This is a genomic window from Paenarthrobacter sp. AT5 (assembly GCF_032764245.1).
GTDB classification, from domain to species: Bacteria; Actinomycetota; Actinomycetes; order Actinomycetales; family Micrococcaceae; genus Arthrobacter; species Arthrobacter ureafaciens.
Genome location: NZ_CP136442.1, coordinates 73,593 through 100,128 on the forward strand (window position 1 = coordinate 73,593; position 26,536 = coordinate 100,128).

The 26,536-nt window shown below is 62.5% G+C and carries 25 protein-coding genes and 1 pseudogene; 21 read left to right on the forward strand and 5 right to left on the reverse strand.

What is annotated here, in order from left to right:
- The first annotated feature begins 118 nt into the window (after window positions 1-118).
- From RI444_RS22155 to RI444_RS22210, 13 genes and pseudogenes are all read left to right on the forward strand, one after another.
- The gene (locus tag RI444_RS22155; RefSeq protein ID WP_021474399.1) at window positions 119-2,008 is read left to right on the forward strand and encodes a hypothetical protein; all 1,890 of its coding nucleotides are present in this window, start codon (window positions 119-121) and stop codon (window positions 2,006-2,008) included.
- A gap of 914 nt (window positions 2,009-2,922) precedes the next feature.
- Complete coding sequence (locus RI444_RS22160) at window positions 2,923-3,894, forward strand: ParA family protein (RefSeq protein ID WP_021474398.1); 972 nt, start codon at window positions 2,923-2,925, stop codon at window positions 3,892-3,894.
- Window positions 3,891-4,616 (forward strand): hypothetical protein, encoded by a 726-nt coding sequence (locus RI444_RS22165; protein WP_021474397.1) that lies wholly within the window; start codon window positions 3,891-3,893, stop codon window positions 4,614-4,616. The genes RI444_RS22160 and RI444_RS22165 overlap by 4 nt, the downstream gene beginning before the upstream one ends.
- A gap of 1,181 nt (window positions 4,617-5,797) precedes the next feature.
- A complete protein-coding gene (locus tag RI444_RS22170) occupies window positions 5,798-7,045 on the forward strand; it encodes an IS110 family transposase (protein ID WP_021474832.1) in 1,248 nt (415 codons plus the stop codon).
- A 184-nt stretch (window positions 7,046-7,229) separates the two neighbouring features.
- Window positions 7,230-8,885: a ParB/RepB/Spo0J family partition protein gene (locus RI444_RS22175; RefSeq protein WP_264963033.1), complete on the forward strand. Its 1,656-nt coding sequence runs from the start codon at window positions 7,230-7,232 to the stop codon at window positions 8,883-8,885.
- A gap of 199 nt (window positions 8,886-9,084) precedes the next feature.
- The gene (locus RI444_RS22180) at window positions 9,085-10,770 is read left to right on the forward strand and encodes a Mu transposase C-terminal domain-containing protein (protein ID WP_243542935.1); all 1,686 of its coding nucleotides are present in this window, start codon (window positions 9,085-9,087) and stop codon (window positions 10,768-10,770) included.
- Window positions 10,771-10,772: 2 nt separating this feature from the next.
- Entirely contained in the window at window positions 10,773-11,681 is a 909-nt protein-coding gene (locus RI444_RS22185; protein WP_166186494.1) for a TniB family NTP-binding protein, read from the forward strand.
- A gap of 5 nt (window positions 11,682-11,686) precedes the next feature.
- Window positions 11,687-12,163, forward strand: a pseudogene (locus tag RI444_RS23145) (TniQ family protein); the annotation flags it as partial.
- A 99-nt stretch (window positions 12,164-12,262) separates the two neighbouring features.
- Complete coding sequence (locus tag RI444_RS22190; protein WP_225740155.1) at window positions 12,263-12,625, forward strand: hypothetical protein; 363 nt, start codon at window positions 12,263-12,265, stop codon at window positions 12,623-12,625.
- 479 nt (window positions 12,626-13,104) lie between these two features.
- A complete protein-coding gene (locus RI444_RS22195) occupies window positions 13,105-13,347 on the forward strand; it encodes a hypothetical protein (RefSeq protein WP_021474734.1) in 243 nt (80 codons plus the stop codon).
- Between the two features lie 546 nt (window positions 13,348-13,893).
- Window positions 13,894-14,157, forward strand: coding sequence for a glutaredoxin family protein (locus tag RI444_RS22200; RefSeq protein WP_243542936.1), 264 nt, complete (start codon window positions 13,894-13,896; stop codon window positions 14,155-14,157).
- Complete coding sequence (ssb, locus tag RI444_RS22205; protein ID WP_243542937.1) at window positions 14,154-14,918, forward strand: single-stranded DNA-binding protein; 765 nt, start codon at window positions 14,154-14,156, stop codon at window positions 14,916-14,918. Before RI444_RS22200 ends, ssb begins: the two co-directional genes overlap by 4 nt.
- Window positions 14,905-15,174: a ParB family protein gene (locus RI444_RS22210; protein ID WP_052474217.1), complete on the forward strand. Its 270-nt coding sequence runs from the start codon at window positions 14,905-14,907 to the stop codon at window positions 15,172-15,174. Before ssb ends, RI444_RS22210 begins: the two co-directional genes overlap by 14 nt.
- A 359-nt stretch (window positions 15,175-15,533) precedes the next feature.
- Here the strand turns inward: RI444_RS22210 and RI444_RS22215 are convergent, their stop codons facing one another.
- The 4 genes from RI444_RS22215 to RI444_RS22230 form a co-directional block, all read right to left on the reverse strand.
- On the reverse strand, window positions 15,534-15,887 hold the full coding sequence (locus RI444_RS22215) for a VOC family protein (protein WP_264963030.1): 354 nt from the start codon (window positions 15,885-15,887) through the stop codon (window positions 15,534-15,536).
- Window positions 15,888-15,896: 9 nt separating this feature from the next.
- Entirely contained in the window at window positions 15,897-16,184 is a 288-nt protein-coding gene (locus RI444_RS22220) for a hypothetical protein (protein WP_243542939.1), read from the reverse strand.
- A 146-nt stretch (window positions 16,185-16,330) separates the two neighbouring features.
- Window positions 16,331-16,642, reverse strand: a complete 312-nt coding sequence (locus tag RI444_RS22225) for a hypothetical protein (protein WP_243542940.1) — start codon at window positions 16,640-16,642, stop codon at window positions 16,331-16,333.
- A 31-nt stretch (window positions 16,643-16,673) separates the two neighbouring features.
- A complete protein-coding gene (locus RI444_RS22230; protein WP_243542941.1) occupies window positions 16,674-17,363 on the reverse strand; it encodes a hypothetical protein in 690 nt (229 codons plus the stop codon).
- Between the two features lie 238 nt (window positions 17,364-17,601).
- On the opposite strand from RI444_RS22230, the gene RI444_RS22235 reads away from it, so the two are divergent.
- From RI444_RS22235 to RI444_RS22250, 4 genes are all read left to right on the forward strand, one after another.
- Window positions 17,602-17,994, forward strand: coding sequence for a MobC family plasmid mobilization relaxosome protein (locus RI444_RS22235; protein ID WP_243542942.1), 393 nt, complete (start codon window positions 17,602-17,604; stop codon window positions 17,992-17,994).
- Between the two features lie 4 nt (window positions 17,995-17,998).
- On the forward strand, window positions 17,999-19,627 hold the full coding sequence (locus RI444_RS22240) for a relaxase/mobilization nuclease domain-containing protein (protein WP_243542943.1): 1,629 nt from the start codon (window positions 17,999-18,001) through the stop codon (window positions 19,625-19,627).
- A gap of 28 nt (window positions 19,628-19,655) precedes the next feature.
- On the forward strand, window positions 19,656-20,888 hold the full coding sequence (locus tag RI444_RS22245; protein WP_243542944.1) for a hypothetical protein: 1,233 nt from the start codon (window positions 19,656-19,658) through the stop codon (window positions 20,886-20,888).
- A 64-nt stretch (window positions 20,889-20,952) separates the two neighbouring features.
- Window positions 20,953-21,534, forward strand: coding sequence for a hypothetical protein (locus RI444_RS22250; RefSeq protein ID WP_243542945.1), 582 nt, complete (start codon window positions 20,953-20,955; stop codon window positions 21,532-21,534).
- 77 nt (window positions 21,535-21,611) lie between these two features.
- On the opposite strand, the gene RI444_RS22255 is transcribed toward RI444_RS22250, so the two are convergent.
- Window positions 21,612-22,205 carry a hypothetical protein gene (locus RI444_RS22255; RefSeq protein ID WP_243542946.1) on the reverse strand — a complete coding sequence of 198 codons (594 nt, stop codon included), beginning with the start codon at window positions 22,203-22,205 and terminating at the stop codon, window positions 21,612-21,614.
- Between the two features lie 403 nt (window positions 22,206-22,608).
- Here RI444_RS22255 and RI444_RS22260 point away from each other — a divergent pair, with 403 nt between their 5' ends.
- The 4 genes from RI444_RS22260 to RI444_RS22275 all read left to right on the forward strand — a co-directional run bounded on the left by RI444_RS22260 (window position 22,609) and on the right by RI444_RS22275 (window position 26,385).
- Window positions 22,609-23,214: a DNA-binding protein gene (locus RI444_RS22260; RefSeq protein WP_243542947.1), complete on the forward strand. Its 606-nt coding sequence runs from the start codon at window positions 22,609-22,611 to the stop codon at window positions 23,212-23,214.
- Between the two features lie 280 nt (window positions 23,215-23,494).
- Window positions 23,495-24,661, forward strand: coding sequence for an ATP-binding protein (locus tag RI444_RS22265; protein WP_243542948.1), 1,167 nt, complete (start codon window positions 23,495-23,497; stop codon window positions 24,659-24,661).
- Window positions 24,662-24,887: 226 nt separating this feature from the next.
- Window positions 24,888-25,577, forward strand: coding sequence for a helix-turn-helix domain-containing protein (locus RI444_RS22270; RefSeq protein ID WP_243542949.1), 690 nt, complete (start codon window positions 24,888-24,890; stop codon window positions 25,575-25,577).
- Complete coding sequence (locus tag RI444_RS22275; RefSeq protein WP_243542950.1) at window positions 25,570-26,385, forward strand: hypothetical protein; 816 nt, start codon at window positions 25,570-25,572, stop codon at window positions 26,383-26,385. Before RI444_RS22270 ends, RI444_RS22275 begins: the two co-directional genes overlap by 8 nt.
- The last annotated feature ends 151 nt before the right edge of the window (window positions 26,386-26,536 follow it).

The window sequence follows — 26,536 nt, forward strand, 5'->3', positions numbered from 1 at the left end:
CTCAATACCGAACGTTTCCGCCAAGATTCCTCGATATTGAGCAACATACAGATGCAGGGTATTTTCATGCCCTCCTCCATATGGAGTTGGTTCCATCATACACGCACACCTTTTTTCGGTGGGTGATGTATCCGAAACCGCCGGAGACGGCGTGTCGGAAACACACCTAGCTCTTTCGCCCCTTGCCGCCCGTAAGCAGGCGGAAGCTGAATGGCATGCCTTGGCCGGCCTGCTTGCTTCGCAACCCCGGGTCCGGCTGTCCAAGGATGGCGGGAAATCCTACCGGGACAGCGGGGAACGCGACCTCACGGATGCCCTGCCCTCGCTCCCGGCGGCTGTTCGAACCTGCGGCGCTGATGGGTTGGTCCGGACCATCTGTCTCGACCTGGACGTCAGCCGCGGCGGGCAGGACAAAGTTGAGTCGGACTACAAAACGTTGTGCCACTGGTTTTCCAGCAACGGTGTCCGTTGGATCGAAGACCAGTCGCCCGGCGGCGGTCGCCACCTTTACCTCCCGTTGAATTTCGGTGTCGCCTTCACCGACGCCAAGGAATTCGTGCAGGCTGCTGCGAAACGCTTCTCCAGCATCGACGCCGGCCCGCACGAGAACGCCAAGACCGGCGCCATCCGCGTTCCCGGCAGTGCCTGGAAGAAGGGAGGCTTCCAGCGGCTCACGATGAACTTGAACGTCGCCTATGACATTGCGCGCCGGAACCGCAACAAGTGGACCGGTTGGAGTCAGCTAAGGGAAAGCCTGGCCGAGGAACTGGCCGCTGTGCGGCAGCGGCATGAAGAGCCGTTGGAGCTGCTGGAGCCGGCCGAAGCCCTTCCCCTGGCTGGCGGCCCGCGTGCACTGCCTGCCCTGAAGGAATACACCGCGCGCAGCGGAAACTACGACACCGCCGTCTACCCCACCGATTCGGAGGCACGCCAGGGCGTCATGGCCTCTGCTGTAGCAGCGGGCTGGTCCCTGACGGACGTACAGCGGCGCATGACTCAGAACATCTGGGCCGGCATGGTCGCGTTTTACGCCCGCTACTCCCCCAGCGACAAGCGCAAAGCTATGCAACGGGACTGGCACAGCGCGATCAAGCACGTTCAGAGCTTCCGCAAAAAACCAAGCCCCAAAGGAACAGGGAATAACAATGGGTATAAAAGCTACACAAGCCCGCCTAATACACACCCCCCCGTACTTACCCTGATCCATCAACCCGGCTCTCCAGCTGAGTACCAGTACCTGCTGACCTGGCAGAACGCGCTGCGGGCCTATGAAGAATCCGTCATCGGATCTAGATCTGGGCTCGGGTACAGGATGCTGCTGAGGGCGATGGGCGAAGCCGCCCACAAACGTGGCAGCCGGTTCATCGAATTCGGGGTTAGGTCGCTGGCTGTCGCAACCGGCACGCACGAAACGACAGTGGCACGCCAACTTCGTGAACTGTCTCGGGCGGAGTCTCCGATGATCCGGCTCGCGGCGGAAGGTAGAGAGCTTCGTGCAGACCTCTATGAACTGGTTATTCCGGATGAGTACCGCTCACGGGCTGAGGCTAAAGCTTGGCGCCCGGGAAAGATTCATGCGCTCAGGCCGGTGTTCCGTGAGCTGGGCGTGGTCTCCGCGTTCGTCTACGAAGCCATCGAGCGCGCAGACGGCGAGCTCATCAGCGCCGACATTGCACGGATCAGCGGCCTCTCCCCCAAAGCCGTGACGCAAGCCCTGGAATTGATGGCCGCCTGGAACATGATCAGCCGTGCCGCTGGACGCTGGCAGATCGTCAAAGAGACCAGCTTGCGCACCCTCGCCGAGTACTTCGGAGTCTTGGAAACCATCGGCAGGCAAATGCAACGCTACCGCTCCGAACGAGCCCAATGGCTGCAGTGGCTCCTCAAACGGGCGCTAGCCAGCGAACCCGTTCTGGCCGGCCCTGACGATGATTACCCGTACTGGCAATACGGCCCACCCGAGGAGGAGCAGACGATCGGCGCCTTGCTGTACGCAGAAGCTTCATAGGAAGCAGCTCGGCTGAGGATGCCGGATATATCCATTAGTACGTGGATGTGTGTCTTATGGATAGAACATCGGTTGAAGAAACGGCCAACTTCAGCCGACGCAGTGTGCCTGGAGCTACACTCCAATCCCGGTGGAATGCAGCCGGTTGCTCTCTGCTCGATTTCTACTGCGTTGATAGTGCGTAAATACTGTACTGATTACTGCATCATCAACTCGGTTGAGATACTGCAGGTCAACAGGCTACCTACTCTTGTGTTGACGCATAGAAAATATATAGATGCTTTGTAACGACTACGTACTAAGTGCAGTCGTAAAGGGCGTTATTTTCATAACTACCCGTCGATCACTTGCTACCTATCAGTGCCTATTAGGGCGCAGGCCTCGACGCAGGATGGAACGCGGTGTTCGTAGTTTCGGCGCTCTTGTCATGGGTTGTCGTTTTGTGCGGGCCGCTGTATTGCGTGGTTCTCCCGGAACCAGTTCTGACGGCCAACTTCAGCCGAGGCAGTGTGCCTGGAGCTACACTCCAATCCCGGTGGAATGCAGCCGATTGCTCTCTGCTCGATCTCTACTGCGTTGATAGTGCGTAAATACTGTACTGATTACTGCATCATCAACTCGGTTGAGATACTGCAGGTCAACAGGCTACCTACTCTTGTGTTGACGCATAGTAAATATATAGATGCTTTGTAACGACTACGTACTAAGTGCATTCGTAACGGACGTTATTTTCATAACTACCCTTCTGTCACTTGCAATCTATGACGTAACAAGCGCGTTGCGAGTAGGAAATCATGTTTGCTCTACAGTATTACTAATGTGTAATCCTTGTGCATTAGGTTTATGGGTACTGTAGTGCGACACGACAGTGAATGTGCGGCTGCATTGCATTGGCGGCATTTAGGATGTGCACTATGGATACGGCAACTACCTCCCACACGTTGTCGCCCGCCGTTCAGCTGGCGTCGCGACGCACCATCTGCATCTCCAATGGCAAGGGCGGCGTCGGCAAGACAACGCTCACGACGAATCTGGCTGTTCTTCTCGCGGAAGCCGGCTACAAAGTCCTTGTCGTTGACCTGGACTCCCAAGGCGACATAGCAACAAATCTGGGCTTCATCAATGACGCCCGGTACGACGCGGGCGCCGCGCTGGACAAAGCCGTCCGCTACGACGAAGTGCCTGCACCCATTAGGGATGTCCGGCCGAACCTGGATGTGCTCGCCGGTGGTAACTACACGGCACAGCTCATGGACGCCTTTCAGGGCGATTCAGCCCGTCAGGGAAAGATGCGCGGGGGAGTGGCCCGCACCATCACCAAAATTGCACCCGGCTACGACATCATTCTCATCGACACCCCTCCGTCGGAAGCCGGCTGGACGGCCATCGAAGAGGCAATGCTTTCCTCCCGATGGATCATCGCCCCCGTCAAGCCTGAACCGAAATCCATTCGCGGCCTGAAGTCCCTCGCTCAGCGGATCATCAGTGTCCGGGCCGACAATCCTTCCGTCGCACTGCTGGGTGTGGTTTTGTTCGGCATCCCTTCCAATGCCAGGAACGTGGACAGGCAGAGCCGGACGTTGCTCCAGGAGTCATTGGACGGCATCGCTCCTGTCTTTGAGGGAAGCATCCGCGACGTCGTTGCCGCTGATGCGGACGCCAGCTTCCGTGGTCTGGCAGCCCATGAGCTTGCTGCCAAGGCTGCCAGTCAATCACCGTTCTGGGAGCGGCTGCGCAACAAGGGGAAGAGCGGCTCGGATGAGCCGCGTATTGCCCAGTCAGCTGGCAACTTGGCCGAGGATTACATGCGGCTGACCGAGCAGATCGTCCACGAGCTCCAAGCTCAGGAGGAGGCGCTTGAGGATCTTGAGGGGGCCATCAAGTGAGTTTGCCCTCCAGCCCGGGAAAGATGGATCTGAGTGCCCTCGGCGGCCTGAAGAAGCGCGCCCTGCAATCGGTGCCGCCTGCTCCAGTTGAAGCAGTTCCGGATGAGCAGGTGCCTGAAACTTCGTCTGTTGCTGCACCTGAAACACCGCCTGCATCCGAGGTTCCGGACACTCCCGCGGCGGCGTCAGCCGCGGTTGAGGAGACAGACACTGTGGAGGAGACTGAAACAGATACTGCGGCGGACGCTTCACCGGTACAGCCCGCAGAAAGGCCGTCGCCCCCTGACAGGGTGCCAACCGCAATAGCTCCGGTGAGTACCCCGGTGAAGATCGAACACGTCGAAGAAGAACACTCAGGCCACGTCACACTCTACCTGCCCAAGGGCCTGAACCAGTGGCTGGGGGAGCACCGTGCCAGTACAGGGATCTCGTATCCCGGAATTGTCCTGAACGCGATCAGCTGGGCCGCAGCCGAAAATCGGTTCGCGGAGATTTTTGCTCCGGCTGACAGCCCGATCCCCGCCAATGACATCTTCGGGCGGGCACCGGTAATACCCAGGCTCGCCCGAGGTTCAGTCGAGCCAGAGACCAGACCGCTGCGCTTCCGCAAGGACCACATGCGGGTGATCATCAGTCTCGCCCGCACCTGGACGGCTGATAACAGGAACGCGTTCTTCGTGGGAGTTCTTACCGCTTACAGGGATCAACAGAACAAAGAGTAAGGAGCTCCGACTAGGGGAGGTGCGTCAATCTCAATAGGTCACGTCTGTGCAGGTGCGGGCGGGGTCTGACGAGGATCGGTATCACGAGCGACTCAGCCGCACCTGCAATCGGCGATTGATTCTCAAACGCTCAGCCAACCGTCAGGGAACTTTGCAGCTGTACACATAAACCAGCGCTAACGTCGTAGACACCTCTAAAGGTGCGAGTGAACACGGCACCGGCCAAGGTCAGGAGCAACCCCCAACCTCCCAGACCAGCCGGTGCCCACTCATTTAAGCGTTGAGGAGAACAGTCTCCGCACGGAGGTTCCGCCTCCGCCGTTGTCAGCCACCCAGGCCGGCCCGGCGAAGGAGTCCGATACTCGCTCGCTCGCATCGGGAAGCGGTCCTCACTGCGCTCGGCTGTAGAAGCATTTTTCCTTTTTGCTGCTGTCCTGACGGATCATACGTGCCGCTCCGTACCGTCAACCGGCCTGCGGCCGGCTGCGCGCCCAGGATTTTCGTCCGGCGCTCCTAATTCGTTGTTAAGCGGCTTTTAGGGGCCAGGTGGTTGGCCATCCTGGGAGCTGTCTTGGTGGGGTTCTGCGGTGGAGTCACTGGTGGTGACGCCTTCGGCGCTCATGGGTCCTTGAATCCTCGACGCAGAGCGGCGCGTTCGCTGGCGGCCCTCCGCAGAACTCTGGATTAACGGGCGGTTGCACGGCTAACGGCTAATCGCGATCGCAAGTGGCTTCCCGCAGACTCGGATCAGTTGGGCCGGCCGGGAGCTGTTTTCGGGATTCCGCGGCGCAGCGCTGCTGCGACGCCTTCGGCGCTCTTGGGTCCTTGAACCCTTGACGAAGAGCGGCGCGTAACGGCGCAGATTGACGCCGCAGGATCCCCTGGACTGGCCGGCAAATGCCATCCGGTTTTGCCGGCCAGGTTCCGCCGCCCCGCGTGGCAGCGGAACCCCCGACTGTTGGCGTGGTACTTGGTTCTCGTGGTGGCGTGCAGACTGCGGGATGACCCCTTCCTTCTCCGGGAGCCGTGGAGCTCTTGGTCAGACCGGGGCGCCCGAAGTGGACTCGTTTCACGAACGGCTGGTGAGATGGCAGACCTTCGAGTCTTGGAATTAGGGCGCTGCGTGATCCGAACTGGCACACCCCGGGAACAGAACACACCTTGACTGCGAGGAGTACAGATTGGACATCTACTGCGGGATCGACTGGGCCGAGGGCCACCATGACATTGCCATCATGGACAGCGCCGGCGAGCTGCTGGCCAAACGCAGGATCACCGACGACGCTGCAGGCTACCGGGACCTACTGGAACTGCTCGCCGAACACGGGGACACACCCCAGCACCCTGTCCCGGTGGCGATCGAAACCAGCCAGGGCCTACTCGTCGCGGCCCTGCGCGCCGGCACCCGGAGCATTTACGCGGTCAATCCACTCTCGGCCGCACGCTACCGCGACAGGCACGGTGTCTCGAAGAAGAAGTCCGACCCGGGGGATGCCCTGGTACTGGCGAACATCCTTCGCACCGACGCCCACGCACACCGCCCTCTCCCGGCCGACACCGAACAGGTCAGGGCGATCACTGTCCTGGCCCGCGCCCAGCAGGACGCTGTGTGGGCACGCCAGCAGACGGCCAACCAGCTCCGCTCCGTGCTGCGCCAGTTCTACCCGGCGCTCCTACAGGCCGGCGCGGTTTGGCAGAACGGCCTCACCCGCCCCGAAATCAGGGAACTGTTGCGTATCGCACCCACCCCGGGCACGGCCGCACGGCTCAGCACTGCGCGGATCGAAACTGCCCTGCGCCGCGCGGGACGCTCCCGCGGCATCGCTGCCCAGGCCCAGCGGATCAAGACCATCCTTCGGGGTGACCATGCCCGCCAGCCCCAGGCCGTCGAAGACGCCATGGGGCAGCAGGCGGCCGGCCTACTGCTCATCCTCGACGCTGCCTGCCAGAGCGTCGATCAGCTCAGCACCGCGGTCGAGGAAGCGTTCCTCACCCACCCCGATGCCCAGATCCTGCTCAGCTTCCCCGGGATCGGCAACCAGCTGGGGGCACGGCTCCTGGCCGAGATCGGAGACGACAGGCAGCGGTTCGCCGACGCCCGCGCCCTGAAGGCCTACGCAGGCTCCGCACCCATCACCAGAGCGTCGGGCAAGAAGAAATTCGTCGGCCGCAGATTCGTCAAGAACGACCGCCTCAGCACCGTCGGATACATGTGGGCGTTGTCCGCCCTCACCGGATCCCCAGGCGCCAGAGCCCACTACCAGCGCCGCCGCGCAGCCGGGGATTGGCACGCAGCAGCCCAGCGCAACCTCTTCAATCGCCTCCTCGGCCAACTCCACCACTGCCTCACCACCGGTACCCGTTTCGACGAAACCACGGCCTTCACTCCACCCGCCCCAATCTCGCAGCTTGACTTCTTAAACACGTGAGATGTCTGTGTCGCTTATTTCCTTTCGAAGATTTCCAGCACCTTGCCCTGGCGGGAGGAGACGCCTCCGTCGGCCCCGTAGAGCACTACGTGCCAGCAACAAAAACAACTGGGGGAGATGGGGAGCTGGCCGTCACCAACGAGCGCCCCGCCCTCCAACTTCTCGGACAAGAAGGAACAACACCATGAATGCAGCACCCACGCTCGAAATGCTCGACCCCAACACCCTGACCGTGGACATCAACGTCCGCAAGGATGCCGCCCTCACCACGGACTTCGTAGCCAGCATCAAAGAGCACGGCGTGCTGGTCCCCGTCGTCGCGCACCGGACCGAGGCCGGGACCGTGCACGTGCTGATGGGACAGCGCCGCACGCTCGGAGCCATCGAGGCAGGAGTCGCGAGCATTCCCGTGCTGGTAGGAGACACGCCCGAAGAAGCGGAACGACTCGCAACCCAGGTCGTCGAGAACGACCACCGCAGCGCACTCACTGACGGCGACCGCGCCGAAGCGTTCCACCAAATGGCGCTGCTGGGAGTGAGCGCCAGCGTCATCGCCCGGAAAATGGGAGCCAAGAAAGCACTGGTGGAAACCGCGCTGAAGGTCAAAGCCAACGCCACCGCCGCCCAGGCACTCGACCAAGGCCTGACCTTGGAGCAGTCCGCGGTGATCGAGGAATTCGCAGACGATGCCGACGCCGTGGCCCTGCTCGAACGCCTCGCCATCGAGAACCCCGGCAACTTCGCCCACCGGGCCCAACGGCTCCGGGACGAGCGCAGAAACAACGCCCTGATCGCCGAAGCCTGCGCCGAAGCAGCCGCCAGAGGCCTGACCGTGCTCGAAGAGGACCCCGGCTACTACGACTACAAAGGATCCGCCGCGATGATCTCCGCCCTGACCACCGCCGAGGGCGAACGCCTCAGCGAGGCCGACGCCGACGCAGTCTATATCGGCATCGGATACAGCGGTGTGGTGACGCGCTTCGCCGTTGCGGACTGGAAAGCCCGGGGACTGCGGAAGGATGGCAAAGCCCCGGCAGGAGGGATGACCGAGGAGGAAAAGGCCGCACGCCGGGAAGTCATTGAAAACAACAAAGCCATGGATTCGGCCGAGGTGGTACGCAGGGGGTTCGTCAAAACCTTGCTGGCCCGTAAGGCCCTGCCAAAGAACGCCCAGAAGTTCATCGCCCACACGATTGCCCATTCCAGCTACATCCTGACCAGAGCCTTGAACAAGACCGACCTCACGGCGGAACTGCTGGGCGCCGGCGCCGGGTACGGGGAGTTCACGGCCTACGTCGACAAGCCCAACACCAAACCCGAAACCGTCATCCTCGCCACGATGATCACTGCCTACGAGGCAAACATCGACCGCACGAGCTGGCGGACCCGCAACAGCGACACCCGCTACTACCTCACCCAGCTCACCGCCTGGGGGTACGAACCCAGCGACGTTGAAAAGATCATCCTCACCAACCCCAGCACAGAAACCGAGGAAAGGACCGAAAGCGAAGACGAACCGACAGCCGCAGGGCCGGGGACCTCCCACACGTCGGGCGGTCCGCCGCTCAGGGGGAACCACAGCAGCCACTCACCAGCGGCGGACCGCCACCCCACGCCGCCAGGCACCCACCCACCACAGGCCGCGCCTCCCCAACCACCGGGCTACAGGTACAATCCGCTAGGCTGGATCACAGATTTCCTTTGTCCGAGGAACAAGCAGGACCGGCCCGCGCCGGTCCTGCCGTGTTTAACCACCAAAAAGCTGGCCGACTGCCCCATGGGCACTAAGTCTTTACGCGGTTGCTCTGTGAGCGGTCGGCAGTCTGGTGCTGGGGCGTGACTCACTCATGAGTTTGCCTCCGGACTGAGCTTTCCGCAGTGCGCTTGCTCGGATATGTTGTCATTTTCAGAAGCTGACGGCACAAAGTTCCCGCTGATTCCGGGAGTTGTGCACAGCACTTGTGAACACTGGTTGCGCGATAGTCCCGTGCATTATGGTGCTTTTGTTCGGTACTCCTGTTCCCCAAGAGGAGGCAGGCATGGATGCAGATCCGCGTCGTGTTGCTGCCGATGGGCAGCTGACGATGTCGGATGCCGCGTGGGAACAGGCCAAGACTCGTGCCGCAGTGATCGGGGCGTTGGCGCAGCGCCAGAGCCCCAGCGGTGCTGCCGTTGACCAAGCGGCCGCGGAGCTTGGTATCTCCCCACGCAGGGTCTACGTGTTGCTTGCACGGTACCGCCAAGGAGCGGGTCTCGTAACTGACCTGGCGGTCCATCGTTCCACCGGAGGCAAAGGCCGAAACCGGCTGCCCGAACCCGTCGAGCAAATCACCCGCGACCTGATCCGCCGGCGGTTCATGACGCGCCAAAAACTCTCTGTCGCCGCGCTCCACCGGGACATTGCCCAGGCTTGCACGCAGAAAGGCCTGAAGCCCCCGACACGGAACACGGTGGATCGGCGTATTTCCATGCTCAACCCGGTTGAAGTGGGACGCCGCAGGGAAGGGCCGGATGCAGTGAGGACCCTGCAGGCCGCCGGCGGTAAGGTGCCGCTGATCCCTTCGGTTCTGGATCAGGTACAGATCGACCACACGATCATCGATGTGGTCATCGTCGACGAAAGGGAACGCCAGTCGATAGGCCGCCCCTATCTGACTGTGGCCATCGACGTTTTCAGCAGAGCTCTTGTGGGCATGGTAGTGACGCTGGAACCTCCATCGGCCGTGTCTGTGGGTTTGTGCCTGGCCCACGCCGTTGGTGACAAGCGTCCTTGGCTTGAGCGGCTCGGCTTGGAGGTGGATTGGTCGATGAGCGGCAAACCGAAATCGTTGTTTCTGGATAACGCGTCCGAGTTCAAGAGCGAGGCGTTGCGTCGTGGCTGCGAGCAGCACGGCATTGGATTGTCTTACCGTCCACTTGGACAACCCCACTACGGCGGCATCGTCGAACGCGTCATCGGCACGGCCATGCGCAGGATCCACGAGCTTCCAGGAACGACGTTTTCCAACCCCGGGGAGCGGGGCCGGTATGACTCGGAGAGGCTGGCTGCCCTGACGCTGCCGGAGCTTGAGAAGTGGCTGGTGCTGGCTGTTGCCAGCTATCACGGCACCGTGCACAGCACCTTGGGACAAACCCCGGCGGCCAAATGGGCCGTCGGGGTAGCGGCCACCGGCGTGCCAGCCGTTGCCGCTAACCAGACGTCGTTCCTGGTGGACTTCCTCCCGGTCATCCGCCGCACGCTGACCCGAACGGGTTTCGTCGTCGATCATGTCCACTACTTCGCGAACGCTTTGAAACCGTGGATCAGCCACCGCGGCAAGCTGGAGCCGTTCATCGTTCGACGCGATCCCCGCGATATCAGCCGGATCTGGGTGTTGGAACCGGACGGGCGCCACTACGTCGAGGTCCCGTACCGATCGATCGCCAATCCTCCCATCAGCATGTGGGAGCACCGGCAGGCCCTGGCCCGGTTACACGATCTCGGTGCCGCCCAAGTGGACGAGGCGGCACTGTTCCGCATGATCGAGCAAATGCGCCGGGTCACCGAGACTGCTGTGAAAACGACCAAGCGTATCCGCAGGGAAAACGAACGGCGTAGACACGCCAAGGACCCGGGCCGACACGACCCCACCCCGTCGAAAGTGCCGCCGCCACCGGACAGCGCGAGAGGAAACGACCCGGAAGAGGTTTCCGTTCAACCCTTCGAACAGATCGAGGAGTGGTGACCGTGGAAATTAACGGGACCGGGGATTTACTGCATCTGCATCCCGTAGCGCGGGAGGTGGCAAAGTTGCCCTCCCAGGAGAGACTGCGGCGCATCCGCGCGGATCGGTGGATCGGCTATCCCAAGGCCTTGGACGCGATTGCCCGTTTGGAAGTACTGCTCAGCTGGCCGAAGAAGCAGCGGATGCCCAACCTCCTGCTGGTTGGGCCAACGAACAATGGCAAGACCATGATCGTTGAGCGATTCCATCGATTGCATCCGCCCGTCACGGGAACGGACGGCGAAAACATCCCAATCGTGTGCATGCAAATGCCCTCCGAACCCTCGGAGCTTCGGTTCTACACTGCCCTTCTTAATGCGATGGGCGCGCCCTTCCGGTCAAACCTGCGTCTTCCCGAAGCCGAACGCCTGGCTCTTTCGCTCCTGCTCGAAGTCGACGCCCGGATGCTCGTGATCGATGAGTTCCACAATGTTCTGGCCGGCCGCGGTGAGAAACGACGCGAGTTCCTGAACCTGCTCCGGTATCTGGGCAACGAGCTGCGCATCCCGCTCGTCGGCGTCGGCACCCGGGAGGCCTATCTGGCTGTCCGGTCCGATGACCAGCTTGAGAACAGGTTCGAACCGTTCATTCTGCCGCTCTGGGAAGTGGGGATGGAGGCCCGGTCGCTGTTGGCCAGTTTCGCCGCGGCATTCCCCTTGCGCTTACCGTCGGTCATCGAAACCGAGGACATGGCCAGGTATCTGCTGGCCCGCAGTGAAGGCACCATCGGTGAACTCGCCCACCTCCTCACGGCGGCCGCGGTCGCTGCCGTGGAAACAGGCGAGGAACGGATCAACCACCGGACCCTGACCCTGGCGGACTACATCGGGCCAACGGAGCGGCGCAGGCTTTTCGAAAAACAACTGCAGTGACCGTGGTGCGGCGCTGGCCCGTTCACCCGGCACCGATCCCCGGCGAAGCGCTGTCGTCCTGGCTTCGACGAATCGCCGACCGCTACGACGTCCACCTCGAAGATCTCGTCGCTGATCTGGGCTTTTGGCCCGGATGGGCCGCGGACCTGGACACCTGCCCACCCGGACGTTTCGCCCAGGAGCTCTCGAGTAGAACCGGCGTTGATACACGCCGGATCCGGAGAATGAGCCTCAGCGGCTGGTCACCATGGCTCCTGGACCAGACTGAACCAGACCCCGGGCTGTTCGCGAAGTACACGCGACAATTCGCCGTGCTCCTGCCAGCGGAAATACGGTGGCCGCGAGAGATCTACCCGTGGATGCCATGGTGTCCGACTCGCCCGGCAGTGCGGGCATGCCCGCACTGCATCGAGACCACGGCACCGCCCTACCCTTACCAATTGTTGTGGCTGTTGCCGCTGACGCTTAGCTGCCCATCCCATGGATGTCTTCTGGAAACCCGGACGAAGTCGCCCAACTACTTCGCTGGCTGGGAATACAGGACGCCATCGCCGAGGCCTGTCCCGGCCACGGTGTTGGCGATGGACACACGAACCTGGCAGGCCATGGCGACTGGCAGAGTCCAGCTGCTCAGCCAGCAGGTCAAGGCCGGGACCTGGTTCCGATTGATGCGCACTATCATCGACGAGCTCAATGCACCCCTGACCGAGTGCCGGACAGCAAATCGCATGATCATGGGGATCTGGGATCAGGCCGGCCATGGCGGGCGGGTAGGACCTTTGAAATGGCAACCCCACGAGGGGTACACGATCGACAGCCAGATCCGGACACTCGAGGCAACGGCGACGGCGATTCAACTGCTTGAGAGCGACACCGTCAGCGGCAGGGGCCCAGACTCCGCCTTCTTTCGGGGGCTACAGACCCGAGACGGCGGGGAGCCGTGAGGCGCAGGAATCGCTCAACCCATGGATCTTGCCTTTGCGGAATTTAGAATAAGTAGCGGGTAAAGTGATCAATTCCGTCAAACGGTCAGGGTCCGGATGTGGTGTCACTTTGGCCGGCGCCCGCAGCGAAGGTTGCAAGAACCCCCGAAGCCGAAGAACCAGATGCCGGCAAAGGCAAACCCGGCCAACGCTGTTGCCGCGATGGCCAATTTGTTGGTTGGGGGGATGCCCAGTGATGCGTTCGCAGTTGATGTACTCACAATTCCCCCGTTTCGTAAGTGGCGGATGAGTCCAGCCGGGGCATCGGCCACCCGGAATGTTCCTCCGCGATGACGCAACGATCATCATTCAACCGTTGCAATACCAGCGTCCGCCGCGCCTACGGCGGCACGGCCGAAGAAAATGATCGGCGGCTACCTGCCATGACCCACGGTTAGGATCTATCAACAACAGGGGAATGTACTCGGCTTGGGGGAGCTATGAAGATGATCATTCTGGCCATTGCCGTGTGGGTGTTAACCGGCCTGATCGCCGTTTTGGGAGTTACCGCTGGTGCCACTATCTGGGCGTACATGGAACCGGTAGTCGATACCGCGCCCATGCCAGTGAGCTACTTCGCGGCAGCCAGTGTCGGTTTCCTGGCCCTGCTTCTGAGCTTGGGTGTCAGCGGAGGCATTACCGTCCACGCCGCTCGGTGTAATGCCAGCAGCAAGACCTTCTGACCACACTTTGGGGCGGAACGTCGCTTCAGAGCGGCAGCCCCGCTTGGGCCCCTTCCCCATGGGACGAAGCTAACTGGCCCGGCCAACCAACCGCGCGACATCGGTTTTCTCAGCCGGGACGACTCAGGAAACCCCTTAGTTACGGGTGAATGAAAGGTCGCCGAGGCGTGACAAGGCTATTCAAACGGGCCAAAACCCAAAGATTTTCCCGGCAGGGCTGAATACGCCAGGATCGGTTCTGCAGAGGACTTGTGACCTCTGGGTGCTCTCTACTCCTGTGCAAAGAACGCCAATCTCTGCTCGCAGTACCCACAGAATGACCTATTGAAGGGGACTTCTGACATTTTGTGCCGTCAGCTTCTGAAAATGACAATGTCCACCCTGGCCGGGCCCGCCATCGGTTCTTTCCGCGGGACATCTACATGTATCAAAACCTCTAAAACACGGGCTGAAACGCTTTGTTTTCTACCTGAATAACGGTAGAATTGAGGTATCAAGTCGACCAGACGAACGAAACCAGAACTGATACGAAACGTAGGACTGACAATGACTTCTTCAACCCCTGATTACACGGTGTACACCAAGCCCGGCTGCCCGAACTGCGTCAAGACGATGGAGTACTTCGACCGCAAAGGCATCACCTACCAGGCCGTCGACATCACCAAAGTCCCTGAAGCGCTGACGTATATCAGCGAAGAGCTTGGCTACTCCGAGGCGCCGGTCGTAGTTAGTGCTGATGGTGAAAATCATTGGTCCGGGATCCGAATGGACAAGCTGACTCAGGCGGCGCTGCGCCGTAAAGCGGCATGAGCGCCCTCGAGGCCTGGAAGGCCAACGAACGGTTCCGGCTCAGCGGACGCCGGCAAGACGACCTTGAAGAGTTCGGCCGCACCGCCAACCCCACAGGACGGATCAACGTCCCCGTCAGCAACCCCTACACCGACACCGCCAGCGACACGGAATACGACATCGCGCCGGGAGGCGGGTCCTTGGTGATGCCAGGTCTTCCGGACTGGCCCATGGACACCACTTTCGGATACCCCTTCACGGACACCACCGCCACATACCACCCCTCCACGGACGCCATCAACGCCGGGTCCACTGACAGCCAGACCGACGGCGACGCGGATCCGGCAGGGCAGCCCAGGTATGCCTCGGCAACCCCTGCTGATGCACCCGTGGGGGAGCCGGTCACGGTGATCGGCAACCTCGTCGCCGACCCGCGGCTGAAGGAACTGGGCACCGGTGCCGTGGTCGCGAACTTCACCATCGCCTCCACACCCCGAACCTGGGACCAGGACACCCGGCAATGGCAGGACGGGGAGACCGTGTTCCTGCGCGCGAGTGCTTGGAACGCGACAGCCCAGCACGCTCATGCGTCGCTGACGAAAGGGGCCCGGGTCATCGCGGTCGGAACAATCAAGTCCCGCACATTCCAAGGCAAAGACGGGCAGCCCAAAACCGTCGAGGAGCTGGTCGTGGAAGACGTGGCGGTGTCCTTGAAGTTCCAGGGCGTCATTGTTGAGCGTGACCAACAACGAGGACGTCGGGAGGACCGTGCAGCGGGCTAAACGGGACGATAACTCCATCACGGCCAAGTTCACCCAGGATGACGCGGAACAGATCCGCGCCGTCGTGAAGAACGTGGGCGTGCTGGAGGGTTATGGTTCGGTGAACGACTTCGTCGAAGCCGCCGTGAAGCGGGAGTTGCGGCGCGTCCAGCGGAAGTACAACGGCGGGAAGAAATGGGAGGGCATCAAGGCCGGCGGTCTCCGGCCAGGACGACGGACCCGCGCTGAAACAGCAGCCCACGAAGACCACTCGTAAACCCCGGTGCCGCACCGGAGGGTGCGCACGCATCGCCACCTTGAGTGAGATGGCATTTTTGTCTTCACCGAAGAACAGAAAGGGCAGGGAGTTGCCGGCCCTTTTTCTGCCTTAACTCCCCACGTGCCCGGCACCGTATACACGGTGCGCGATGCTTGCCCGGGCTGTCGGGCGGGCGGGGTGAAGTTGAGGCATCCGGCACCTGGATCTGGCAGGACGATACGTCAGAAGGCTCCACCCTGTGGGGTGGAGCCTTCTTGCTGTGGGAAGTCGTGGGATTGGTCCCCGGTGTAGGGGCGTGATGCTTGATGCTCTTGTGGGTTGTTGGGTTGGCTAGGTTGTTGCCGCGTCGAGGGTGTTCAGCGGTCGACGATCAGCAGGGTGTTTTGGTCCGGGTCGGTGGCGGTGAACCAGAAGCATGTTTGGTTGTCGCCGTTGATGTCGCTGGGGTTACCGCCGGTTCGGGCCAAGCGGTCGTGTGTGGCGTGCAGGTCTTCTGCGAGGAGGTTGAACGGTGCCCAGGGGAGGCCGGGTGGTGAGCTGATCCCGCTGGCTGGTCCGAGCAGGGTGAGCCGGTGGCCCGAGGCCCCGGTCTGGAGGACTGCGGCATGTTCTTCAACACTGATGGGGCGCATGTCGAAGGTTTCGGCGAACCATTCCGCTGATGCCCGGGTGTCGCTGACGGGGAGAAAAACGCTTCCGATCGTCGTCATGAGCAGAGTCTAAACATCCCTTTTCGACAACATCGGCCCAACGATTTCCGGTGAGGGCTGTTCTGCCTTGGACCGTTCCGGCCCGAACCCCATGCACACATTGGTCCGCCCATGGTGTTTCGGGACACGGTCCTTCCGTGCCGGGATCCGTCCGAAGGCGTTTGCAGCTGCGCTCTTGTCGTCGTTGTCCTGGCGGAAAAGAACCCGGTTAACGATGCCCGGGGGAGCCGGCAGCGGGTGTTGGCCCATGGGTAGCTTGGCCGTTGTGGTGACCACCTTCGGGGGGAGGCTGTGCACGGCCACCGCTCCCTCAAGGGTTTGCCTTTGAGGGGGTGGTGTGGTGGTGGTTGTGTGCAGCCGGCAGGTGGGTCCCGTCGTCCACGTGGGTGCGGGAAAAGCCCGGAGGTTTTTAGCTTTTGCCGTGCCCGGGTGGGCGAGGGGCTTCAGAGCTGCTGGGCGGTGCCGCTTCCTGCCAGGTCGGTGTCCGCGGCGGGGGTGTTGGTGGTTTTGTTCTGTGTTTTGCGGCGCCGTCCGGCGGCGGCTGGTTCGAGGCCGAGTTTTTTGAGTTCTTCGGGGCTCCAGCCGTCGCGGGTGGCTTTGACGTAGGCGCGTTTGTCGTCGCGTTCTGCGCTGGCGAGTTGTTCTTTGAGGTCGGTGACGCGCTGTCGTGCTTTGACGAGTTCTTCGACTGTTTTGATGCGTGAGTTGAGGAGGGCGCGGGCCTGGTCTTTGGTGCGTTCGATATCGATGGGCATGCTGCGTTTGCCTTTCCTTGGATGGGTTGGTTCAGCGTCCGTAACCGGCGCTGATCGCTGGTCTCTGCGCGGCGCCGTTTGCTGCGGCGGCGGGAGCCGCTGCAGCAGGTGCTGCTGTGGCGTTGTGGGGGTAGGAGAGGGCGACGGTTCTGAGGCTCTTGGGCATGAGGAAGCGCCCGTCGGGGTCGTATTGTTCTGCGTATTTGTCGATGACTTCGTCCAGGGTTGGCCGGTGGTAGGCCTCTGTGACCTGGTCGCGGGTGGGAAGTTCTTTGGCGAACCGTTCGGCCAGGGCACCGGAGTGATGCCGGCGCGAGGAAGGAAGCACTTCGGTGAGGGCTTCTTCGATGGCCGGCAGGACCGCGGCCTGTCCCGGCGTCAACGACACCGCCGCCCTGGCGGCGGTGTGCCCGGAGAACGCTGCAGGATCCGCCCTTTCCGGTGGAACGTTCGCGGTGATGAAGACGGCGTAGCCGTCTTCTCCGATGCTGGCCGTGGTCCCGGTGGCGTTGCGGAGATGTTCGGTAGCGAGGCCGTCGATGACACCGCCGACCAGGTAGTCGGAGCTGTGGAGCAGTTGGGTGGCTTTGTCGAGCAGGTGCATGCCGGGTCCGCGTTCGATGTCGAATCTGACGTGGACGTGTTCGGGATGGCTTTCGTTCGCTTCCCGGTATCGGGCTTCGGCAAGGCGCGGAGCGCCGCTGATGTCTTCGTTCAGCATGGTCCCCCCAAAGGCTTGTGACTGGTTCAGACCCAACCCACCCTAACCACCAAAAGCAGCCTCCCACGGCATATCGGGGGGTGTGCCGCAAAACAACCCCAGAGCGAAGCAAGCTATACATTTACACGGGTGTAAATGGCGTGTCGCTCACTGACCCTGACGGGTTTGTGGGCGACACTGGCTTGTGGGTCCCCGGTTCGGGGTCGCTACGCTGGGCCTTTTGGGAGAGGGGGTTGGAATGCCGGAAGAAGAAACTACTGGCCGTCCGAACCTGTCCCGGCGGCGCCGGGCGAATGCGCCTGCGGGATCGAAGAAGCGCCGTGACGTGTGGGTCACGGTGGAAGAGGAAGCGGCGCTCGTTGCCAGGGCCGAGCGGGAGAAAGTGACGGTGCCGAACCTGCTGGTGTCGGCCGCCCTGGCCGAGCGCACGGATTCACCGACAGAGCGGCGCGCCATCGGCGCTGAACTGATGCAGTTGCACAACCTGTTGGCGCGTTCGTCGAACAACATCAACCAGCTCGCACGTCAAGCCAACGCAACGGGGGAGTTCCCCGTTGAGGCCCGTGAAGCCCTGAAACACATCCGCTCCGTGGCGATGCGCATTGACCAGGCTATTGAGGGATTGATGTGAGCCAGTGATCCCGAACATCACCCGCGGTTCACGGATGGCCGGCCTCATGGTTTATCTGGCCTCCACGGATACCGACAAGACGAAGAACGCGCACACCGACCCGCACCTGGTAGCCGGTGACGCGGCGATCATGGCCTGGTACGACGACGGTGTCCTGGACCACGAAGACGCGATCGCGATCGCGAAGCATCTGGATCAGCCACGGAAACTGTTCGGCGTAGAGATCAGGGTCAAGGACTTCGCCTGGGACGCGGCGAAGAAGGAACGCGTCCACGTCGGGTACAAGGACGCGAGCGTGTGGCATTGCTCGCTGAGTTTGCGCGCCGAAGAAGGCGCCCTGACGGACCAGCAATGGGGCGACATCGCCAACGACTTCGTCGACGCGATGGGCTTCACCGCGGCCAGCGGCAAAGCGCAGTGCCGGTGGGCGGCGATCAACCACGGTACGAGCGAGAACGGCAACCACCACATCCACATCGCCGTGTCCCTCGTCCGGGAAGACGGCACCAAAGCCTCCACCCACGGGGACTACAAACGAGCCCAGCAGGCCTGCCGCGAGCTGGAGGTCAAGTACGGCCTGGAACAGCTCTCGGCCGTGTACGCGACCCGTGGTTATGACCGTGCGGAGAAGGCCACCGCCGTGCGGGATGAGCGGGAAATGCACCGGGCTTCGTTGGCGCGGAAGGTCCGTGCCAGTGCCAGCGCTTCAGCGACCGAAGGGGAGTTCGTCCGCCGCGCCCGGAACACGGGCATGTTGCTGCGGCCGCGGTATGCGAAGAACACCACGGAGGTCATTGTCGGGTACTCCGTGGCCGAACGGCCGAAGCCGGGGGAGCGGCCCATCTGGTTCGGGGGCGGCACCCTCGCGACCGACCTGCGACTGGGTGCCCTGCGTCAGGAATGGGTGGACTCACCGCAGGCAGCGACCGAGGCCGCGGCTGAGTGGAACGCCGCGGCGCGCAACAAGCGAACGGTCTCCAGGACCGGGCCAGAAAAGGCGACACCGTCGCCGCAGGTGTGGGTGGACTACACCCGCAACGCCACGGCATTGGCGGAGCAACTGCGCTCGGTCCCGCTGGATGATCACGCGACCTGGGCGAAAGCCGCGCGGGACGTGTCCGGGGCGTTCGCTGCGTGGTCCCACCGTCTTGAACCGACTCCCGGGCCGTTGGCGGCCACGGCGGCTGAACTGTCCCGCACCGCGCAGCTGCGCGCACCCCGGGAGCACAGCAAGTCCGTGGCTTTGCCGTCCATCGCCGGCACGGCCATGCTGTTCCTGGCCGCGTCCTCGAAGAACAAACCAGCCGCCCAAGCTGCCCTGATGGTGCAGCTGGCGAACATGGCAGCGGCCATCTACGAGATGCACAAGCAATCTGGCCGGGCTCGGGAAGCCGAGCGGATCCGGACCGTTGTCGCAACGCAGCTGAAGCCCTTCGCGGGCACCATGCCGCGACCGGTCACCGTAGGTGCAATGGAGGCAGTATCTCCACGTGGCGGGGGACGGAACCCGGTGGAGCTGGGCTTGCGCGGCATGGCCCCGATCCGTCCCGGCTCCGCCGTTCCAAGCACGCTAACACCGGCGAAGAAAACCACCCGGACCGGACCGGATTCCGGGCCAGTACTTGACCGATAACCAACACCACTAGTGCGAGGGGAACACCATGAGTGAATCGGACGGAATGGACGACCTGCTGGACGGCGGACTGCGGCAATCGCTGATGATCGCATCCCGCGTCGCCGAAACGCTGGCCCGCCAACGGCAGGAAGCCCAGCGCCAACAAGAACATCACGACACCCGGGCCGCGCACGAAGCCCAGGCACGTTTGGTGGCGGAGCGCAGCGCCGCCCGCGCGGCACTGTCCCCGGTGGAGAAGGATCAGTGGTGGGACAAAGCCCAGCCCTCGGATATCGCCACCGCCTACACTGTGGCTGAAGCGTGGAAGGATCACGACCCGGCCGCCTTGGCAGCGTCGGAGAAGATTCGTCAGGAAGTCCTGGCACGGTACGGCATCGACAAACACGACGTCGGCGCGGACACCGCCTACCTTGAATCAGGTATCCAGACCATCGCCACGGAACGTGCGCGGCAGGAAGCCCTGGCCCGCAGCCAGGAAGAGTCCCGTAAAGCTGCCGCTGAACACGAAAAGGCCATGCAACTGCTCGCGGCAGCCCGCAACGAAGAACTCCGCGCCCAGGCCGCGAAACTTGCACCCGAAATGGAACGCCACCAGGTGCCGGTGGAATACCTCGCCAACCCCGAACTCACCCAAGGGCTCCAGCGCGCCCACAACGCGAAAACCCCGAAAGCCCTGGACGTTGCGGACGCCGACATCAAGGAGCGGTTGTTCCTCATCGGCAAGGACGGCATCAACGGACCCGACATCGACCAGCTCCGCGAGGAAACCACCGCGAACGTCAACGGCGCGGAGTCGGAGCACTTCAACGACCCCGCCTTCGTGGACGCGGCCAAGAAACTGCACGAAGCCAAACTCCTGGCCGAGGGCGGCTTCACCGGCGACAAATGGTCAACCCAGAAACAGCGCTACGAGCGGGCCGAGAAGGAACTCTTCGCCCGCCTGGAAAGTGTCGGACGTGAGATCGAGGACCGCGTCACCGGCACCGACCGTGGTCGGCTGAAAGATCAGGGCTTGAAAGCGGAAACGACGTCCGACAGCGACTACGGCTCGGCCGAACAGCAAAAGGCCTTCGCCGCCTCACTGGCCGCCAGCGGCGCCACCGAATCCCAGGTGCGGGGGCGGGTAGCTGCCGAGCGCAGCGAGGCCACTCATCCCCGCGCGGGCTTGATCACGGGTAATGGGGCAGCCAAAGCACGAAAGACCCTCACTGGGGCATCGAAGGGTGCCGAGCGCAGCAAGAACGGCCCCAGCCGCTAAGGGCCGGAAATCCAGGAATCGAAAAATCCCAGAACAATGAATCAAGCGTCGGTAGGGTGTGTTAATGGGTGAGCTAGAGACGAAGACGTTGCCCGAAGCAGCGAAGCCCGGCAGGAAAAGAAGGCCGAAGCGCAGGAGCCTGGTCCGGCGGCAGGACGACGCCAGGCGCTGGTTGGAGCGGCTCGTGCCACCCGAACGGATCACCGAAGCCCGGGTGCACGAGCTGGCAGAGTACGTCGACAGGTACCGGCCCGGGTCCAGGTATCAAGCCATCGCCGACGCGATGGTGAAAAACAACGAAATCCCGACCATCAAAAAGGTTGCTGCCCGGTACGAGTCCCGGAAGAACGCGTACCTGCGCCGCAATGCCCAAGCCTCCCCGGTGGACCTGACCCCGGCCGTCGTCGAGCACCTCACCACCATGATTCGGGCGTCCTGGGAACGTCGGGGCCACGGACCGGCCTGGTCCGAGATCCGCACGGTCATGGGATGGGACCGCGGCCAGACCCGGCACGGACTCACCCAGCTCCTCGCCGAGGGTGTCATTTCCTTCACCACCGACAGCGGGTCCCTCACCCTCACCGGCAAAGCCGCCCACCACAGTACCGCCGCACACCACAGTTCAGCTGCCAGGAAGTCGGCCTGACACCCACCCGTCAGGGCAATGAGGACACGGAGCCGGCCCACCGTACCGTGGCTGGCCGGGATCCTTTGGCGTGCCCCTTAGGGGGTGTCGTCGCCGATGACCAGGGCGAGGTAGTCACCGGCTGCTTCCTGGAAGCCGTACTCACTCCAGTAACGCCGCAGCGCTGCCCTGGCCTGCACATGCTGTGGTGAACCCTCCGGCACGCCGTCCTCCAGGACGGGAGCGGCGTCCAGAACGACAAGGGTGGTGTTGCGTGCCACCGTGGTCAGGATCGCCGTCAGAACAGCGTGGCCGGTTTGGTGGCCGCGGAAGCGCGGATCAATCGTCATCTCCGGAACGACCAGCAAGTCACCGCCGAGATCCATCCGTGCTGCGAAAAACAGGTCCGGCCGTTCATGGACCAGCGTCTCCGCGACATTCAGCATTTCCTGGTCGACCGCGTCCAAGGCATCGAGCAAGTCGATCGTGCCGGCGTCCGGAACAACCCAGAACCGGGCATCACCGACAGGTACCACCCCGTCAGGATCCTCATCATCGTCGAACACGAACGTGCCCGTTTCGATGGCCAGGTCCCATTCGACCGGGTCCGTCTGGTTGTACCGGCGCCCGGGAATGCCACGGTACTCACAGCTGTACCGGAATGTCAGAAACTCAGGATCCAGCGCACGCATGACAGTTTCCTCCCCCTAATTCTTAGAGCAGTGAGGCCCAACAACTCCAAGGCCGGAACCGAGTCTATGCCGCTACTGCCGGCGAGAAAGTTTTCTCCCGTTTTCGCGTCACGATCCGGACCGAACCCACACTGTAACCGTAAGGGGGTTCTCCAACCCTATCGAGGTGAAGACCCGTTGACCTTCTCTGTCCCTCGCATGGGCTGGGACGGTGACGCTTGTTATCGGTGTTCCAGGGGTAGCTGGCAGGACGGCAATACCGACACTTCAGCCCACGGATGCGCCAGTTGCTGTCCCCGCTGGTCCCCGGATTAGGTGCTCAGTCCCGAACCCCTCTCTCGCGGTTTCCACGTCTCTCGTAGTAGGAGTAGTATCGAAACTACTCCTACTACTAAAGGCTGCGATGATGTTGAGTGCGAAAGACCGGGTGTACGCCGCCGCCGAGGAAATCAGTGCTGAGCGTCGGCCGACGGTCTCGACGGTCCGCGCCGCGGCGGGGGTGAGTAACGCCGACGCGACCCGGTACTTGAAGGAGTGGAACGAGGAACGGCAGGCCGTTGGGGGACAGGTCGCCGCTACGCCCCCGGCCTTGCTCGAATCAGCCGCCCGTCTCGCCGGCGCAACCTGGGCCGAAGCGGTCACGCTCGCGAACGAACGGCACGCCGCGATCGAGGCCCTGTGGGTTCAGGAGCGCCGGGACAAGGACCAGGAGATCGCCGAGCTCGTGGCCGATCTGGATGCGGCCAGCGCCGAAAAGGACGCCACCGCCACGGCCCATGCAGAAGAGCTCGCCCGCCTGCAGGAACGGCGCACCGGACTGGAACGCCAGATAGCCGAGCTGGGGCAGAAACTGGAAGAGTCACAGAACGCAGAACGCACCGCAGCCTCCGAAGCCGCCGACGCAGTCCGTGCCTTGGCCATCGCTGAAGCCCGGGCAGCCACCTTGGAGGAAGCCCATAACGCCCTCCTTGCCCGGATCACCCCGCAGGCCGGCGCCGCCGAGCAGTAACTCCATGGCAATCGGGGGGTGACCATGGTTCCCGGAGGCTCGGGACTGCTGAGCCCGGGACTTGCCGGAGTTCCCGATCCTGGGGAGGAGCCGTCCTGCGCCATGCCTCCTCGGGAAGCGAGCGGCGTGCGCACCGTTGTGGGGCTTCGTCCCCCGCCAGTCCTCTCCTGTCAAACATCTGTCGACGTGAACCTTGGGCGGGAAAATATCAATATCTACTAGGATCTAGTGTTTCGCTATACTTTGTTAGACATTGATAGACCGGAAGAGGCGGTACTTCATGGATCCCGTAGCCAATCCCTATTCGCCAGGTGCTGGAAGAAAACCGGCCGCACTGGTCGGCAGGGATCGACCCCGACGGGACTGGCAAGTCGCAATCCAACGGGTTGAAGCCGGCCGGTCAGCCCAACCGTTCGTCCTTTACGGGCTCCGAGGGGTCGGGAAAACCGTGCTCCTCTCGGATTTCCGGCGTTCAGCTGCCGACCGGGATTGGCTCGTCGCGCAGGTCGAAGCAGGCGCAGGAAAATCCCTGCGCGAAGCGCTGGGAGAAGCGCTCCATGGCCCTCTAGCCGACCTCGCCCGCCCCTCCGCGGGCAGGAGGCTGCTGAAAGCCCTGAAGACCGCCGTCAGTTTCAAGGCCTCATATGACCAGAATGGAGCCTGGAATTTCGGATTGGATCTGGACGGTGCTTCAGGCGGGGGAGCGGACACCGGTGTCCTTGAAACGGACCTCAAAAAGCTCATCCAGGACCTTGCACTGGCAGCCGAAGAAGAAAATGTTGGGCTGGCCATCCTCGTCGACGAAGCGCAGGACCTCGACACAGCCGAAATCGTTGCACTCTGCGCCATAGCCCACGCCGCTGCACAAGATGACTGGCGCGTACTGTTCGCATTCGCTGGCCTGCCCAGCCTGCCCAGGGTCCTCGCCGAAGCGAAATCCTACGCGGAGCGCTTCAACTACGAGAAAATCGAGGAACTCCGCGGAGCCGTGGCCTCCGAAGCCTTGACCAAGCCTGCCGCCGACGACGGCGTCGAATGGGACGCTTCGGCCGTCGCACTGATAGTCGATGAGAGCGCGGGATACCCATACTTCCTGCAGCAATTCGGGCAGGACACATGGAACGCCGCCGCAGGAGGAACGATCACCTACGACGATGCCCGGGTTGGAGCAGCCAACGGCAGAGCGGCATTGGACAGCGGCTTCTTCCGGGCACGATGGGATCGGGCCACCAGAGCGGAACAGAACTACCTAAGAGCCATGGCGGAGGACGGCGACAACGGCAGTTCCTCAGGGGAAATAGCATCACGACTGGGCCGAGGACCAGCCAGCTTCGGCCCCATCCGGGCGAACCTCATCTCCAAAGGACTCGTCTACGCTCCCGAGCACGGTGTCATTGCATTCACAGTCCCGGGGATGGCAGCTTTCATAAAGCGCCAACCCAAGTGACTGTAGTGAGATGGTCTAACTCCGAGCTCTGGCGGCCTGGCTGAGGAGATACTCAGGAAAGAAGTCAGAGCAACATCTGGCTCGATATGCCCTCCCGTCTCAGCGAACTACGAGCTGCCTCACTGTAGGCCTCACCTCATTACCGCATACTTTGCACTATTCCCCACGATTGTTGGGAATAGTGTATAAGGTTGACACTTATCCTCATGAACGTATGGTTTAGTGTATGAACTCTTTGAACGGCCTCACTGTAACTGAGGTGGCCGAGATGCTCGGTATCACCCGTGCGTCGGTTCATGACCTGCTCCGCTCGGGCCAGCTCATCACCAGCGGTCGGACGGCCCATTCCCTCGTAATCGACCGCAGCTCCGTCGAGCGACTAACCGCCACCGGCACACGGCGCGGCCGAGCTTGGACCGCTCGGATCGCCTGGGCCGCACTGGCCATACTGTCCGGCCAGAACCCCACCTGGATCTCTGCCTCGGAGAAGTCGCGGCTGAAGAAGCGGCTCAGCACTTTGGACGCCCACGCCGTTTCCATTCTGGCGAGGAACAAGGACCGCACCTTCCGCTACCGGGCCACGCCGGACGCGCTGCTGGCCCTCAGCGACTACCTGATCGCCAGCGGAGCGACAGCCATGAGGGATGAAACAACGGCAGAGACGTTCGGCATGACCGGCGGCAGCGGCATCGCCGAGGGCTACGTCATGGCCGGCGACGCCCGGGCCCTTGCCAACTCCTTCGGGCTGGCCGAGGATCCCGAGGGCAATGCCGTCATCCACGAGGTAGAGCTGGAGGAACCTTTCGCCGAAGGACGGGCACCCATTGCCGCCGTCGCGGTGGACCTCATGCGTTCACTTGCGATCCGTGAACGAAGCGCCGGCCAACGCGTGATCGAGGAGCTGCTTCATGTCTGAACCCGTGCTGGCCGATGTGGCCGAGGACGACCATCGCGAGGTCTGGGACGTCCCAGTTCCGCCGGGCGGCTGGGGCACGCCCTGGCCGCAGTGCATTGAACTGGCCAGGGCACTGCCGTCGACTCAGTGGACACTGGTGGGCGGACTCATGGTCCAGCTGCACTCCGCGGCCGCCGGGCTGGCCGTATCCCGGCCGACAGCTGATGTGGACATAGTGCTGCATATCGAAACCGGGGCAGCGACGACGACGTCGGTCATGGCTGTCCTCGCCAAGCTCGGCTACACCCTGCAAAAGTCCATCGACGACGAGGCGCCGGCCCACCGCTTTGTCCGTGACAAGCAACAGATCGACGTTATGATTGCCGACCACATGCCCGAGAGCAAGGTGCCGACCATTGGTGGCCGCAAGCCGTTCCAGGTCTCCGGCGGCACTCAAGCACTGAAGCGGACAGTCAACTGTCGGCTTAAGGTCGACGACATCGAGCCAGTCCTTATCAGCATCCCCAACGCCCTAGGTGCTCTCGTCCTCAAAGGTGCGGCCTACAAGGAGGACTCCCGGGACAGGGACCGCCACTTGGATGACGCCGTCGTGCTGTGCGCCACGATCAAGAAGCCACTGGAGACTGCGAAGGAGATGGGCGGCAGCGACCGGTCCCGCATCATCACACTGCACACAGCCCTGGGGAATTCGGGCCACCGCTCTTGGCAACTGCTCGAAGCGGTCGACCGGACACAGGCAATGGACGCCCTGCGCATCCTGGCCAGCAACCTCCAATTGCCCCCTGTGAACCGGCTCAAGAGGGACTGACCCGCGGTCTTAGGTCCTCGGGACGTTCAGGCTCGTCCTTGAAACGGACCTCAAAAAGCTCATCCAGGACCTTGCGCTGGCAGCCGAAGAAGAAAATGTTGGGCTGGCCATCCTCGTCGACGAAGCGCAGGACCTAGACACAGCCGAAATC